We start from the raw sequence: 13,586 nt of genomic DNA, 5'->3' as shown, positions 1-13,586 counted from the left end.
CAAAAAATAGTTTAAAATTAAGATGCCAAAGCACACCAGGCTAGGCCTCTGACTTAGCCTGCCTACAGGCTATAAAGTAAATATAATGATATTCTCTTAATTAATGATTTCCACCATGTCCCCACTCATCGCTACAGCAGAACTTCACGATTGCATAAATAAAGGAAATTTTATCCTCATCGACGCCCGCTCCGGCCCCAATGGCCGCGCCAAATACGAACATGAGCACCTGGCCGGCGCACTGCACGTGGACCTGGACAAAGACTTGGCAGAGATAAAAGCCAATGCTGCAGAGGGTGGCCGACATCCCTTGCCTGAGCCGGAGAAATTTGCCGAGCTGCTGGGCCGTTTAGGTATAACACCTGACAGCCACGTGGTGGTGTATGATGACATGAACGGGGCGAATGCCGCCTCCAGATTCTGGTGGATGCTGCGTGCTGCCGGGCATGCCCAGGTGCAGGTGCTCGACGGTGGTTACCAGGCTGCCCTGGCAGCTGGTATACCTGTCGTCAGTGGGGTGGAGCAGGCAAAGTCAACTGAGCCATATCCTTTTAAAGCATGGGAGCTGCCGACCATCTCCATGGAGGGGGTTGCAAGGGTCGTCAAAGATCCGGACTATCTGGTAGTGGATGTGCGTGATGCCGCCCGATACCAGGGAGAAACCGAACCGATTGACTTGGTGGCCGGGCACATACCGGGGGCTGTCAACATCCCGTTTCAGCAAAACCTGGCTGCGGATGGCACCTTTTTATCACCTGCAGCCCTGCGGGAAAAATACGAGAAAGCAGTAAGCGGCCGTGACATGGGACATGTGGTGGTGCACTGCGGCTCCGGGGTAACCGCCTGCCACACCGCCTTAGCCATGGACCAGGCGGGCCTGGGTATACCAACGCTCTATGTAGGTTCCTGGAGCGAATGGTCGCGCAATGACCGCCCGATCGGAACCGGAGCTTAAGGTATAGGTATAAACCCTGAAGTATTAGCATAAACAAGAAGCGGCTGCTGAATAGGTTTCAGCAGCCGCTTCTTGATTTGGCAGGTATAGCGCCTAGTAACCCAGTTTCTGGCGTACGCGCTCCAACACCGGGGCGGCAATCGCTTTTGCTTTTTCAGCGCCTTCCAGCAGTTTCTTGTCTATTTCAGGCAGGTTGTTCATGTAGTAGGTGAACAGTTCACGCTCTTTGGCAAACTTGCGTATGATCAGCTCGTACAGCGCCTGCTTGGCATGGCCGTAACCGTAGCCGCCATTCAGGTAGTTGTTGCGCATCTGCAGAATCTCCTCCGGAGTGGCCAGCAGGCTATACAGCTTAAATGTCGTATCCTCGTCCGGATCTTTCGGGTCCTCAAGCGGCGTGCTGTCTGTCACGATGCTCATGATCGTTTTGCGCAATGGCTTGTCGGCCTCAAATATGTCGATGATGTTGCCGTAAGACTTGCTCATTTTCTCGCCGTTAATGCCGGGCACGGTCATCACGGTTTCGTCCGTCTTCGCCTCGGGCAGCACAAAAGTCTCGCCGTAAATATGGTTAAACGAACTGGCAATGTCACGCGTGATCTCGAGGTGCTGCACCTGGTCTTTGCCTACAGGTACAATATTAGCATCGTACATCAGGATGTCGGCAGCCATCAGCACTGGGTAGGTAAACAGACCGGCATTTACATCAGACAGGCCTCTGCGGCTTGATTTGTCCTTGAACGAGTGGGCGTTGGCCAGCATCGGGAAAGGAGCGAAGCAGTTGAGGTACCAGTTCAGCTCGGTCACCATCGGAACATCCGACTGGCGGTATAGGATATGTTTATCGGTGTCGAAGCCACAGGCCAGCCAGGCGGCGGCCACCGAGTAGGTATTGTGGCGCAGCACCTGCGGGTCGCGGATGGTGGTAAGGGAGTGCAGGTCGGCTATAAAATAAAGCGCCTGCTCCTGCGATGCCTTCGAAAGTTCGATGGCCGGGAGGATAGCACCCAGCAGGTTGCCCAAATGCGGACGGCCTGTGCTCTGAATGCCCGTAAGGTATCGTGCCATAGTCGGGAAAATGGTTTACAACTGCAAAATAACGCAAATTGCTGAAAACACGCCTAGCCCGACTACGACAATTCTATACCTTGTGCTTTAAAGTTTCTTGAGGGAGACGTTTTTGGCATTGCTGATTTCGTCCTGCGTTTTGGAGAGCTGCTTTACTTCCGAGTCGCTCACCTGCAGAAAATACATCGGGTCGATGTCGCCGGCGGTAGGGATGAGCTGCAGCACCACAGCGTCGGGGTTTTGCTTGTTGCCTCTGGCCAGGAACCACTTGCCGCTGCTGTTCACCACACTTTTGTCTACGGGCTTGCCCACGTATACCTGCTTCATATTGAAGGATCCGCTGGAGCTTTTTGCACCGGGGCTCAGCGTCAGCTCCGTCTGGATGCCCTGGCAGTCTTTGCAGGCTAGTGTGCCCCTGAAAGTGCCGCTTGGCGGTGCCAGCACAGGAGCGGCCTCCGGTTCTGGCTCGGCTGCTGCCGTAGTTGCTGCTTTGGTGGGCTTGGCTTTACTTTTGGCCGGTGCCTTGGCGGCTGTTTTCTTCCCGCCACGGTTTTCCTCCAGCCATTCTTTGTAACTTTTGCCTGACTGCGCCTGTACCTGCTGCAAACCTAGGGTGAGGGAGAATAGGACGAAAAATGCGATAATTGCTTTCATGTCGTGTTGTGTTTGTCGTTCGGGGTAATCTTATCAGAAAATATACCAGTTTTTCAGCGGCACGCTGCCAGCCAGACTATTTCTAATTTAACTGCTGAAAAATTAATTTATTGTGTGTTGTAGCGGAGGTTGCTGCTGTGATGTTTGCCGCTTGCCTGTTGTCAGGATGTGAGATACGAAAGTGAAGCGAGTGCAGTTGAGAGAAACTAAAATAGCAGTTGCAAATTGTATCTTTTCTGTGATCATACAATTCCCACTCACCCCAAAAAAACAAATGACCAGGCGCTTCACTCAGGAGCAGGCACCCAGCCATTCAAAAAAAATCAAATCTTATAGTTCAAAGTCAATTACATCATAGGCTTGCTCGGGTTAGGTATAAAAATCAATTCTTTATCGTTTAGGCTGTTGTCAGCTTTCTGCTCTTCTGCCGCTGGTACAGTCGGTTTAGGTTACTTGCCGCAATGGCGACGAGAATGAGCGCCACGCCCAGCCACTGCACTGTCCATACCTCTTCCTGCAACACAAAATAGGACATGGCCACCGCCACTGGCAACTCCGCCGAACTGAGAATGGCACTAAGCGCCAGCCCGGTTTTAGGTATACCGTAGGCAAAGAACAGCGGCGGAATAACCGTGCCGAACACACCCAGCAGCAAGCCCCACTTGAACAGACCATCTCCCAAAGCCCCGTTGACCAGGAACATCGGCGGGAAAATGCTCAGCACCAGGATGGTGGCACCTGTCAGTAAAAGCGCGCTTTTGGTGGTCGGGTGCAGGTTGTTGCCGGCTGCCCCGTTGATCATCAGGAACACCGAATAACAGAATGCCGCCAGCAAACCAAAGCCAACGCCGGCCAGGTCGAAATCAGGTATAGTGCCGGAGAAAAGTCTGCCTGCCATGGCCGTTCCCACCAGTACCAGCAGCACCATCACCACTTGCGACAGCTCGGGCATTTTGCGCTTGATCACCGACTCCAGCAACAGACTGATCCAAGTGAATTGCATCAGCAGCAGGATGGCAATAGAGGCTGGCACCGCCTGCACGCATTTGTAATAGAAGATGCTCACCAGACCCGTACTGGTGCCCATGGCCACCAGTTTAAGTTTATCCATGGTAGTAACCCCCAGTGTGCGGTGCCCCATCAGGTGCCGCACCAGCACAATGCTCCAAAGTATCACGAAGCCGAAGAAGACCTGCGTGCCGGTGACGTCACCCAAGGTATAGCCTTCCTGGTAGGCCAGTTTTACGAATGTGGATAGTATGCCGAAGCTACACGCTCCGAGAAATACCAAAAGGATGCCTCTGAACATAGATGTCCCTTCTGAAAAAAACAGTAGAAAATTAGGTGTACGAGCGGGTCCTCAGACCCAATGGCAAAGGTGGGTCATTCTAGAGGTCGTGCAGGACGTACCCCGTGATGAAAATCTGTGTATGCGCTAAGTGTGCGGCCATTTCGTTTTGCAAGACCGCAAAGATACGGCTCTATTGAGGTTAAAAGCAAATATTTACTGACACAGGCTATTTTTCGCTCTCCTCGGCAGCGGCCTCTATCAGTGCTTCGGCGGTACGATGGCCCAGGTAACCGTCTATGAGATAATGTGCTAGGTATAGGACAGGCGTGAGGGCAATGGCAATGAAAAACTTGTAAATGTAATTGATCACCGCCACCGACAGCACCAGCGAAATCGGCCAGTTTCCGAAGATGTAGAAGGCCACAAAGAGCACCACCACGCTGTCGATCAGCTGCGACACCAGCGTGGAGCCCGTCGCCCGCAGCCAGATCTTGCTGCTGCCTGTAAAGGAGCGTAGCCAGTGAAATACCGTTGCGTCCAGAAACTGCGAGATCAGGAAAGCCGCCAACGAACCGATAATAATGCCCAGCCCCTGCCGGTAAATGGAGTTGAAAGCGTAGTCGATGTTAAAAGGGTTGCCGGCTGCATCCTGGTTGTTCAGTTCCAGCCAGAAAGCAGCAGGCGGCAGGCCCGTCACCACCGTAATCACCAGGAAAGCATACAGGATCAGGATCACCGTCAGGATGCTGATCTTCTTGACACCCGATTTGCCAAAATACTCATTGATGATGTCGGTGGTCACAAACACGACCGGCCAGATGATGACACCGGCTGTGAGGTTGAAGTCGAATTTCTCCCCCATGATCCCGATCTGGGCGCCTGGCAAACCAAACAGTGCTTCCGCCGAAAAGATCTTGACCCCGATCAGCTCTGCCAGCAGGGCATTGGCCAGGAAGATGCCGCTCAGGACAAGGAACAGATTGGTACGTTTTTTTTCGAGGGAGGAAGTTGCCGCCATAGGTATAGAGATGGTGCGGCAAGATAAGAATTTTGTGATTAAAACGGATCCAGGTATAGCTTGCGTGTTGCCTATTCCTGTACGCAGAAGATGCTGCCTTCGGTAGCCAGGTCGGTTTTCGCAAATACTTCTTTTGCTTCCTCGAGCAGGGGCGTGAGGTCTTTGTAGCGTACCGAAAAGTGGCCCAGCAGGAGGTGGCGCACCTCAGCGGCAGTGGCCATCTCGGCGGCCTGCCGGGCGGTGCTATGGAAGGTATAATGGGCCCGCTCGCGCAAGTCGTCGGTAAAGGTAGCCTCGTGGTAGAGCAAGTCCACGCCTTTTAAAAAGGGGAGGAGATCGGGCTTATACCTGCTGTCGGCGCAGTAGGCGTAGCTGCGGCTGCGCTTGGGCTCCAGTGTTACGACGGCGTTTCGTACCAACACCTGGCCCTGCTCATCACGGATGTCCTCACCCCATTTCAAACGCACGAGTTGCGGCGGCGTCAGGAAGCCGGGCAGGTTCTCTTTGATCAGCGGTCGTGGTTTTGGCTTTTCACGGAACAGAAAACCACAGCAGGGTATGCGGTGCTCCATAGGCAGCGTGTGTACCGTAATCTTTTTGTCTTCGTAGATTTTGCGGTAAATGCTCGTGTCCAGCTCGTGAAATACGAGTTTGTAGCACAGGTTGGTGCCGGAGTACTTGAGCTGAAGGCTGAGAATTTCGGAAAGGCCGGGAGGGCCGAAAAGGTGCAGCGGCTGTTGGCGGCCCTGCAAATGCATGGTGGAGAGAAGGCCTGCCAGCCCGAAGTAGTGGTCGCCGTGCAGGTGGCTGATGTAGATGTTAGAAATGCGCTGATGCTTTATTTTGTAAAGCATCAGCTGCATTTGGGTTCCTTCTCCGCAATCAATCAGGTGTAGCTGATTGTCAATGGTCAGCAATTGGGCTGTGTGGTGCCGGTTTGCCGAGGGTGTGGCCGACGAACTGCCGAGTATCCTGAGTTCGAAATCCACAAAGTAGGGTTGACTAGTCTTCCTTGTTGGTCAGGTCCTGCTCGATCTCATGCAGAAACACACGGTCGATGGCCTCTTCCACAGTAGGAAGGATGTTCAGCACAGACTCCAGTTTAGAGATTGTGATCAGTTTCATCACGTGGTCCTGCAGGCTGGTCAGAATCAGCAAGCCGTTGGAGGAGTTGCAAAGTCTGTTCGCGATCAGGATAGAGCTCAGGCCTGAAGAGTCGGTATATTTTACGTTATTGAGGTCAAGAATCAGGTTGGTGATCCCTTCAGCATTCAGTTTCACGAACTCAGATTTTAAATCCGGAGCGATTGAAGTATCCAGTTTCTTCTCGTCTATCGTGATAATCGTGTAGTTTTCTTTCTTATCAATCGTGTACTTCATAGATCTACCAGTAAAGGATTTAAACGCGAATGTACCAAAATCCACGTTAATAATTCTAATTTTTCTCGTTAAAAATGTTTTCTACGATGTGATTCTCAATGCGTGAGAGCACATTGTCGTAACTTTCCTTGTGAAAAGGCTGTCCCGTGAAAACCTCGTACAACTCGATGTAGCGATCCGAAATACTGTTCACCACTTCATCAGTCATTTCAGGTATAACCTGTCCTTCCTTTCCCTGAAACCCGTTCTCGATCAGCCACTGGCGCACAAACTCTTTTGACAGCTGTTTCTGCGACTCGCCGTTCTGCTGACGCTCCTGGTACCCTTCCAGGTAAAAGTAGCGTGAAGAGTCCGGCGTGTGGATCTCGTCGATCAGGTATACCTCGCCGTTGTAGTTGCCGAACTCATACTTGGTGTCTACCAGTATCAGTCCGCGCTGTGCGGCCAGTTCGGTGCCTCTTGCGAAGAGCGCCCGGGTATAAGCTTCTAATTTAATATATTCTTGCTCAGATACAATGCCTTTTGCCAGAATTTCTTCACGCGAAATATCCTCATCGTGCCCTTCGTCTGCCTTGGTAGTCGGGGTGATGATCGGCTCCGGCAGTTTGTCGTTTTCGCGCAGCCCTTCCGGAAGCGCCACACCGCACACGCTGCGTTTGCCAGCCTTATACTCGCGCCAGGCATGCCCAGCCAGGTAACCTCTGATCACCATTTCCACTTTGTAGGGCTCACAGCGGTAGCCAATGGTTACGTTCGGGTCCGGCGTCAAGAGCACCCAGTTCGGCACCAAGTCCGAAGTAGCTTTAAGGTTTATGCTGGCTATTTGGTTCAATACCTGTCCTTTATAAGGTATAGCCCGCGGCAAAACCACGTCAAAGGCAGAAATGCGGTCGGTGGCTATAACCGCCAGACGGTCCTCGAAATAATATACATCGCGTACCTTGCCTCTATAAAAACCGGTTTGTCCGGCGAAGGAGAAGTTAGTTTCTTTTATGGCCTCCATTAGGTCTGTTAGGTTAGAGAGGGGCAAAGTTAAAATATTTTTGTCGGTGCGAGTGAAAAGGTACAGCTATAAATGTAAAATGCCACGGCAGAAAGGACTTTCCTCTGAGTTCTGACACTGCTGTATACTCTTAAGTATAGTGATAGTTTTATATTTTGAAATCTATTGTTTGTACATTATGGAGAATGTTGCGTTGGTGGCAAAATTTTATCCGCCAATGGCTCCTGGTAATGGATGATATTATGCGCCATTCCTTTAAAAATTATAAAATGGAAAGGAAGCATGGCGTACCAGTACAGCCTGCCCGCCAAACCATCCGGGCGGAACGCGGCCAACTGCTCGAGGTAATTGCCATCCTGCTCGCGGCAGATCCGGAACTGGAGCCAGGCCTCACCCGGTAGCTTCATTTCGGCATAGAGCAACAGGCGCTCTGTTTTACGATCAACGGCTAGTACACGCCAGAAATCAATCGAATCACCAACTCTGACATCAATCGGGTGCCTTCTGCCGCGCTGCAGCCCGACACCGCCCACCAGTTTGTCGAGCAGGCCGCGAATCTCCCACAAAAAGTCTGTTTTGTACCAGCCACGCTCACCCCCGATGCGCAAGATGTTCTCCATCACTTCTTCCGGGGCTCTGTCAAAGCGCATGCGCTGCCGGTCGGTGAGGACGCCATGCTCTGGAATTTGTACAAAATCCATGAAGTCGATTTGCATGTTGCCGCTCACCAGTGCATCCTTCCAACTCGACACCACCATGTTCTGCTCCATCTTGGTAAAAGCCAGATTCAGAGCGCTCTCGTAGCTAAGGCACTTGTGCGGGATTATCTGTTGTATGCTGCAGTCTTTCACTACGGCATCGTTGCGCAAACTCTCCACCAGGCTGCGGGCCAGGGCGTAGTTGGTGCTCGTGACAAAGTATAGCCAGTAGGATGAGAGCTTTGGCGTGAGCACCGGCAAGGTATAGATGCGGCGTTTCAGGTTCCGGACTTTGGCCAGTTGCAGCAGCATTTGCTTATAGGTCAGCACGTCGGGCCCGCCAATTTCGAAGCGTTTGCCATAGCAGCCTTCATGGGCGAGCACGGCAGTTAGGTAAAAGATAACGTCGCGTATGGCGATGGGTTGGCAGCGGGAGTTGAGCCAACGCGGTGTCACCATCACAGGCAGTTTTTCTACCAGGTCGCGGATGATCTCGAACGAGGCACTGCCAGACCCGATGATGATGGCGGCCCGCAGCACCGTAAGCGAAGCCCTGGCCTGCGCCAGCACATCCTCTACCTGCCGCCGCGAAGACAGGTGGCGCGACAAATGCGCGTCGTTGGCGATGCCGCTGAGGTAAATCAGTTGCCGGGCGTTGGTTGAGTTCAGGTAATTTACGAAGTTGGCGGCGGATGCTTTCTCGGCCTCCTCAAAGTCAGCTGAGCCGGAGCCCATGGAATGCACGAGGTAATAGGCAGCCTCTATGTCACGTGGCAGGTTTTGTAAACTTTCCGGTTTGAGTAAATCCCCTTGTACTACCTGGATTTTGCCCTGCAAGCTCTCCGGCACCTCAAAGCGGCGCGGGTCGCGCACCAGGCAGACCACCTCATGCTTTGCTTCTACCAGCACAGGTAAAATTCGTTTGCCAATGTAGCCGTTTGCGCCGGTCAGGAGTATTTTCATGCGTGTTCGCCGTGTAGTTTATACCTGCACAACAGGTATAGCTGGTGATTGTTATGTGTAAGCAATTATACTTATTCGAAGATTCTAAACCAATAGGCAGAACGTGTTGCTATTATAGTGTGTGTAAAGGCTTGAAAAGCAGTTTTGTAAAATTGATTTTTTGATGAACTTGAAAATATTTGAAATTATAATTTGGATTTTTTGAAATGCTGCTCTAGCTTTGCATCATCAAGTCTGATATCCCTTTGTGGGTATCGATTTATAAAGAAGCGTGGAGAGACAGGCTCTGTGAAACGCTAGCAACCAGCCGCAGTGCATGGTGCTAATTCCTGATTCCGGATGTCCGGATGTATATAAATTGATAACGTTATGGAAAAGGGAACAACACCAACACCGCTTTTTTTACGATCAACCCCGGCAACCCAATGCCTGGTTTATTTGCATGCCTCTGTTTTCGCTACCACCTGCTGTAGCCGAATGTGCATGTGTAGCTGCTGTTGCTAGCAGTGATTTAATCTCCCACTAAATACCTGCTGCATTGCGCGCTTTTTACAGGCTATACCTGTAATCACAGCTATTGCTGCACCTCTTCTTTTCTTGTCTCAGAGCAAGCTAATCTATTTTATACTTTTCAAAATCTTAAAGGAAACGACTATGTCTAATACACTTCATTTCGAAACGCTTCAATTACACGCCGGCCAGGAAATAGACCCAACCACCCGTTCCCGCGCCGTGCCCATTTACCAGACTTCCTCTTACGCATTCAAGGACGCGGAGCACGGTGCCAACCTGTTCGCGCTGCGCGAGTTCGGCAACATTTACACCCGCATCATGAACCCCACTACCGATGTGTTCGAAAAACGCATTGCAGCACTGGAGGGTGGCGTGGCGGCAGTGGCCGTGGCTTCGGGACAGGCAGCTCAGTTCATAGCCCTCAACAACATCCTGCAGGCTGGCGATAATTTCGTGTCCACGAGCTACCTCTATGGCGGTACTTTCAATCAGTTTAAAGTATCCTTCAAACGGCTAGGTATAGAAGTGCGCTTTGCCGGGAGCGACGAACCGACTGATTACGAAAAGCTGATCGATGAAAATACCAAAGCGATTTACGTGGAGACCATCGGCAATCCGCGCTTCAACATACCCGACTTTGAGGCCATCGCAACCATTGCCCAAAAGCATGACATTCCGCTGGTAGTGGATAACACCTTTGGGGCGGGCGGGTACCTGTTCAGACCCATCGAGCATGGTGCCAACGTGGTGGTGGAGTCGGCTACTAAGTGGATCGGCGGTCACGGCACCAGCATCGGCGGCGTGATCGTGGACGGCGGCAATTTCAACTGGGGCAACGGCAAGTTCCCGCAATTCTCAGAGCCTTCCCCTGGCTACCACGGACTCAATTTCTGGGAAGTATTCGGTACCGACGGGCCGTTTGGCAACATTGCCTTCTCTATCAGGGCAAGGGTAGAGGGACTCCGGGATTTTGGTCCGGCATTGAGCCCTTTCAACTCCTTCCTGCTACTGCAGGGTTTGGAAACCCTTTCGCTGCGCGTGGACCGCACCGTGCAAAATGCGCAGGCGCTGGCCGAGTGGCTGGAGCAGCACGAGCAGGTGGAGAGTGTGAATTACCCAGGATTGCCATCCAGCCAGTATCACGAGCTAGCCCAAAAATACCTGCATCGTGGTTTCGGCGGCGTGCTTTCCTTCAATCTGAAAGGCGATAAAAAACAAGCGGAAACTTTCGTGAACAGTCTGCAACTGGTGAGTCACCTGGCCAACGTGGGAGACGCTAAAACGCTGATCATCCACCCGGCCTCCACTACGCACCAGCAGCTTTCGGAGCATGAGCAGTTGAGTGCAGGCGTAACGCCGACTTTGCTGCGCCTCTCGGCAGGTATAGAGCACATTGATGATATAAAAGCTGACCTCGAACAGGCTTTTGCCAAAGTAAGGCAGCATGACAAACAAGCAGTTTTGAACGAAGCATAATGCCTGAGCAATTAGTTTTTCATTATCAGAAACAATTCCAGCTGGAGTCGGGGGCTTCGCTTCCCGGCTTCCAACTGGCCTATACAACCTATGGACAACTCAACCAAGACCAAAGCAATGTGGTGTGGGTATGCCACGCCCTCACGGGCAGCTCGGACTTCACCGACTGGTGGGGCGAATTATTTGGCGAGGGGAAATTATATGAACCGGCGGACTGGTTTGTGGTTTGTGCGAACACCTTGGGTGGCTGCTATGGATCCACGGGACCACTTGCAGTTAATCCGGCAACGCTCCAGCCATACTACCACAGCTTCCCGCAACTAACGAACCGGGACATTGTGCGTGCCTTCGACCTGCTGCGGCAGGACCTGGGTATAGCCAGGGTGCATACCTTGCTCGGCGGCTCGCTGGGCGGACAGCAGGCGCTGGAGTGGGCTATTCTGCAGCCCGATGTTTTCGGAAACCTGATACAGGTGGCCTCCAATGCGCGGCACTCGGCCTGGGGCATCGCCTTTAACGAGAGCCAGCGCATGGCCATCCGGCAGGACCCAACCTGGAAGATCAGCACGGCTGAGGCAGGTATAGCAGGACTTAAAACAGCGCGTGCCATTGCCATGCTGTCGTACCGGCACTATAACTGCTACGAAGAGAGCCAGCAGGAGCCAGGCAACAGCATCACCGACAATTTCCGGGCGGCTTCCTACCAGGTATACCAAGGCGAGAAACTGGCGCAGCGCTTCAATGCCTATACTTACTGGCTGCTTTCCAAAGCCATGGACTCACACAACATTGGCCGCGACCGGGGAGGTATAGCCAAAGCGCTGGAGCGGTTACAGGCGAAGTGTCTTTTTATAGGCGTCGACACCGACTTGCTTTTCCCGGTAGAGGAGCAGCAGCAGCTGCAGCGACTGGTGCCGGGAGCAAAATTTGCGCTGCTGCACTCCGGCTATGGCCACGACGGCTTCTTAGTGGAAACGGCACAAATCACGCAGGTTATCCGGGAGTTTTATGAATCTGAAACAGTAAAGCATATACACTATGAAAATACAGAAGTTTAGAAAACGCATCGGGTTGATCGGTTTTGGCTGCGTGGGGCAGGGCTTGTACGATGTGGTGGAGGCCAACCGGCACCTGGGCTGGGAAATCGGCAGTATCTGCGTGAAAGACAAGGATAAACCGCGCAGCCTGCCTGCATCCTCCTTTACCTACAATGTGCAGGAAGTGCTGCAGGATGCCAGTTTGGATATAATAGCCGAGCTGATCAGCGATCCTGCAGAAGCGCTCGGCATAATTCGGCAAGCCCTGCAGCAGGGCAGAACAGTGGTGTCGGCCAACAAGAAAGTGATCTCCGAGAACCTGCCGGAACTGATACAGCTACAGCAACGCTACGGCGGCGTACTGCTTTATGAGGCCTCCGTGTGCGGCAGCATACCTGTGTTGCGCACACTCGAGGCCTATTATGGCTCAGAGCCACTGGTAGAAGTGAGGGGTATTCTGAACGGTTCGTCTAATTATATATTAAGCAAGCTGCATGCCGAGCGGGGTAGCTATCATTCCGCTTTGAGGCAGGCACAGGAATTAGGCTTTGCCGAGGCCGATCCTGCCCTTGATGTAGAAGGGGGTGATGCCCTGCACAAACTCTGCATACTGGCAGCACACGCTTATGGAGTGCTGGTGCATCCGGAGGACGTGCTGCATTTTGGGATTCAGCATATCAGCCCGGAAGCTATTGAGCTGGCTGATGTGTTGAAATGCCGCATCAAGCTGGTTGGGTCCTTAAAAGCTGTAGCCCATGGGCAAGTGGTGTTGCAGGTTATACCTACGTTTATACCTGCAGGGGATGCGCTGTACGATGTGGAGGCCGAATTTAATGGCCTGGAGGTAGAAGCTCGGTTTGCGGGTAAACAATTCCTGAAAGGCCGCGGTGCCGGTAGCCACCCAACCGGCTCAGCCGTGTGGGCCGACGTAGCGGCAGCTGTGCGCGGCTACCGCTATACCTACCCCAAGCTGTGCACCAACCAGGCAACCGTCACCGCAGGCGATACCGGCCTCACTATTTTGCTGCAGGGTGAACCCGAACAAATCGCTAAATTTCTGGAGCAGGTGCCATCAGAGGCACTGTTTCAGTCACAGGATCAAAGCCAGGTTATACTGTCGCTGTCGCCGCAGCAGCTCGGCCAGCATGCCGCCTTCCTGAAGCAGCAGGGTGTTTTTGTGGCAGCCATACCAGCAAATGTCTCGCTTGATAAAATACCAGAACGACTTAAAGCAGAAGAAATCCTGCCGGTTGAAACTTTATAAGTTTAGGTTTTGCTCGTTTAAGTATAGCGATTTTCTATAAAGCAATGTCTGTATATTAGATTTATGGAAATAATTCAATTTTAACAATTAGATAATGTGTATTTTTAATTGTATCTTAATTGTATAGGTATGTTTAAATAATTTTGATTACAGTCTTTAAGCCGGCATTCGAAACTATTTGTGTAAATAACCTTATCATTTTCATCTGTTTGTGGTTATACTATCGTACAAAGAATATTTATGGACGATTCATAATACCCAACAGC

12 protein-coding genes and 1 riboswitch are annotated in these 13,586 nt (G+C 52.0%); of the genes, 4 read left to right on the top strand and 8 right to left on the bottom strand.

Translation table 11 applies throughout. From position 1 onward, the window contains the following. The first annotated feature begins 115 nt into the window (after positions 1-115). Positions 116-955: a sulfurtransferase gene (locus BD749_RS13865; protein ID WP_245869221.1), complete on the top strand. Its 840-nt coding sequence runs from the start codon at positions 116-118 to the stop codon at positions 953-955. Positions 956-1,048: 93 nt separating this feature from the next. Here BD749_RS13865 and trpS read toward each other — a convergent pair whose 3' ends face one another. From trpS to BD749_RS13825, 8 genes are all read right to left on the bottom strand, one after another. After that, on the bottom strand, positions 1,049-2,023 hold the full coding sequence (gene trpS, locus BD749_RS13860) for a tryptophan--tRNA ligase (protein ID WP_101445297.1): 975 nt from the start codon (positions 2,021-2,023) through the stop codon (positions 1,049-1,051). A gap of 87 nt (positions 2,024-2,110) precedes the next feature. After that, positions 2,111-2,677, bottom strand: coding sequence for a copper resistance protein NlpE N-terminal domain-containing protein (locus BD749_RS13855; protein ID WP_101445294.1), 567 nt, complete (start codon positions 2,675-2,677; stop codon positions 2,111-2,113). Between the two features lie 397 nt (positions 2,678-3,074). Continuing rightward, a complete protein-coding gene (locus BD749_RS13850; protein WP_101445291.1) occupies positions 3,075-3,986 on the bottom strand; it encodes an EamA family transporter in 912 nt (303 codons plus the stop codon). Positions 3,987-4,194: 208 nt separating this feature from the next. Beyond that, a complete protein-coding gene (locus BD749_RS13845) occupies positions 4,195-4,986 on the bottom strand; it encodes a queuosine precursor transporter (protein WP_101445289.1) in 792 nt (263 codons plus the stop codon). Positions 4,987-5,057: 71 nt separating this feature from the next. Beyond that, positions 5,058-5,975, bottom strand: a complete 918-nt coding sequence (locus BD749_RS13840) for a ribonuclease Z (protein ID WP_101445287.1) — start codon at positions 5,973-5,975, stop codon at positions 5,058-5,060. A gap of 13 nt (positions 5,976-5,988) precedes the next feature. Then, positions 5,989-6,366: an STAS domain-containing protein gene (locus tag BD749_RS13835; RefSeq protein WP_007657896.1), complete on the bottom strand. Its 378-nt coding sequence runs from the start codon at positions 6,364-6,366 to the stop codon at positions 5,989-5,991. A gap of 55 nt (positions 6,367-6,421) precedes the next feature. Next, positions 6,422-7,369: a phosphoribosylaminoimidazolesuccinocarboxamide synthase gene (locus BD749_RS13830; protein ID WP_101445285.1), complete on the bottom strand. Its 948-nt coding sequence runs from the start codon at positions 7,367-7,369 to the stop codon at positions 6,422-6,424. Between the two features lie 176 nt (positions 7,370-7,545). Then, the gene (locus BD749_RS13825; protein ID WP_101445282.1) at positions 7,546-9,030 is read right to left on the bottom strand and encodes an SDR family oxidoreductase; all 1,485 of its coding nucleotides are present in this window, start codon (positions 9,028-9,030) and stop codon (positions 7,546-7,548) included. 256 nt (positions 9,031-9,286) lie between these two features. Beyond that, positions 9,287-9,390: riboswitch (SAM riboswitch) on the top strand. A gap of 294 nt (positions 9,391-9,684) precedes the next feature. On the opposite strand from BD749_RS13825, the gene BD749_RS13820 reads away from it, so the two are divergent. The 3 genes from BD749_RS13820 to BD749_RS13810 are packed head-to-tail and all read left to right on the top strand — an operon-like array spanning position 9,685 to position 13,320. Then, complete coding sequence (locus BD749_RS13820) at positions 9,685-11,019, top strand: O-acetylhomoserine aminocarboxypropyltransferase/cysteine synthase family protein (RefSeq protein ID WP_101446623.1); 1,335 nt, start codon at positions 9,685-9,687, stop codon at positions 11,017-11,019. Continuing rightward, positions 11,019-12,077: a homoserine O-acetyltransferase MetX gene (gene metX / locus BD749_RS13815; protein ID WP_101445279.1), complete on the top strand. Its 1,059-nt coding sequence runs from the start codon at positions 11,019-11,021 to the stop codon at positions 12,075-12,077. The genes BD749_RS13820 and metX overlap by 1 nt, the downstream gene beginning before the upstream one ends. Further along, complete coding sequence (locus tag BD749_RS13810) at positions 12,058-13,320, top strand: homoserine dehydrogenase (RefSeq protein WP_101445277.1); 1,263 nt, start codon at positions 12,058-12,060, stop codon at positions 13,318-13,320. Before metX ends, BD749_RS13810 begins: the two co-directional genes overlap by 20 nt. The last annotated feature ends 266 nt before the right edge of the window (positions 13,321-13,586 follow it).

It is taken from the genome of Pontibacter ramchanderi, from assembly GCF_002846395.1.
Classification (GTDB): Bacteria; Bacteroidota; Bacteroidia; order Cytophagales; family Hymenobacteraceae; genus Pontibacter; species Pontibacter ramchanderi.
This window is presented reverse-complemented; position numbering and strand designations above follow the sequence as displayed.

What these genes read in the sequence shown, in the direction of transcription:
- metX (WP_101445279.1), top strand. Translation starts at nt 11,019, where the DNA reads ATGCCTGAGCAATTAGTTTTTCATTATCAGAAACAATTCCAGCTGGAG.
- BD749_RS13825 (WP_101445282.1), bottom strand. Translation starts at nt 9,030, where the DNA reads ATGAAAATACTCCTGACCGGCGCAAACGGCTACATTGGCAAACGAATT.
- BD749_RS13845 (WP_101445289.1), bottom strand. Translation starts at nt 4,986, where the DNA reads ATGGCGGCAACTTCCTCCCTCGAAAAAAAACGTACCAATCTGTTCCTT.
- BD749_RS13855 (WP_101445294.1), bottom strand. Translation starts at nt 2,677, where the DNA reads ATGAAAGCAATTATCGCATTTTTCGTCCTATTCTCCCTCACCCTAGGT.
- BD749_RS13850 (WP_101445291.1), bottom strand. Translation starts at nt 3,986, where the DNA reads ATGTTCAGAGGCATCCTTTTGGTATTTCTCGGAGCGTGTAGCTTCGGC.
- trpS (WP_101445297.1), bottom strand. Translation starts at nt 2,023, where the DNA reads ATGGCACGATACCTTACGGGCATTCAGAGCACAGGCCGTCCGCATTTG.
- BD749_RS13830 (WP_101445285.1), bottom strand. Translation starts at nt 7,369, where the DNA reads ATGGAGGCCATAAAAGAAACTAACTTCTCCTTCGCCGGACAAACCGGT.
- BD749_RS13820 (WP_101446623.1), top strand. Translation starts at nt 9,685, where the DNA reads ATGTCTAATACACTTCATTTCGAAACGCTTCAATTACACGCCGGCCAG.
- BD749_RS13835 (WP_007657896.1), bottom strand. Translation starts at nt 6,366, where the DNA reads ATGAAGTACACGATTGATAAGAAAGAAAACTACACGATTATCACGATA.
- BD749_RS13810 (WP_101445277.1), top strand. Translation starts at nt 12,058, where the DNA reads ATGAAAATACAGAAGTTTAGAAAACGCATCGGGTTGATCGGTTTTGGC.
- BD749_RS13865 (WP_245869221.1), top strand. Translation starts at nt 116, where the DNA reads ATGTCCCCACTCATCGCTACAGCAGAACTTCACGATTGCATAAATAAA.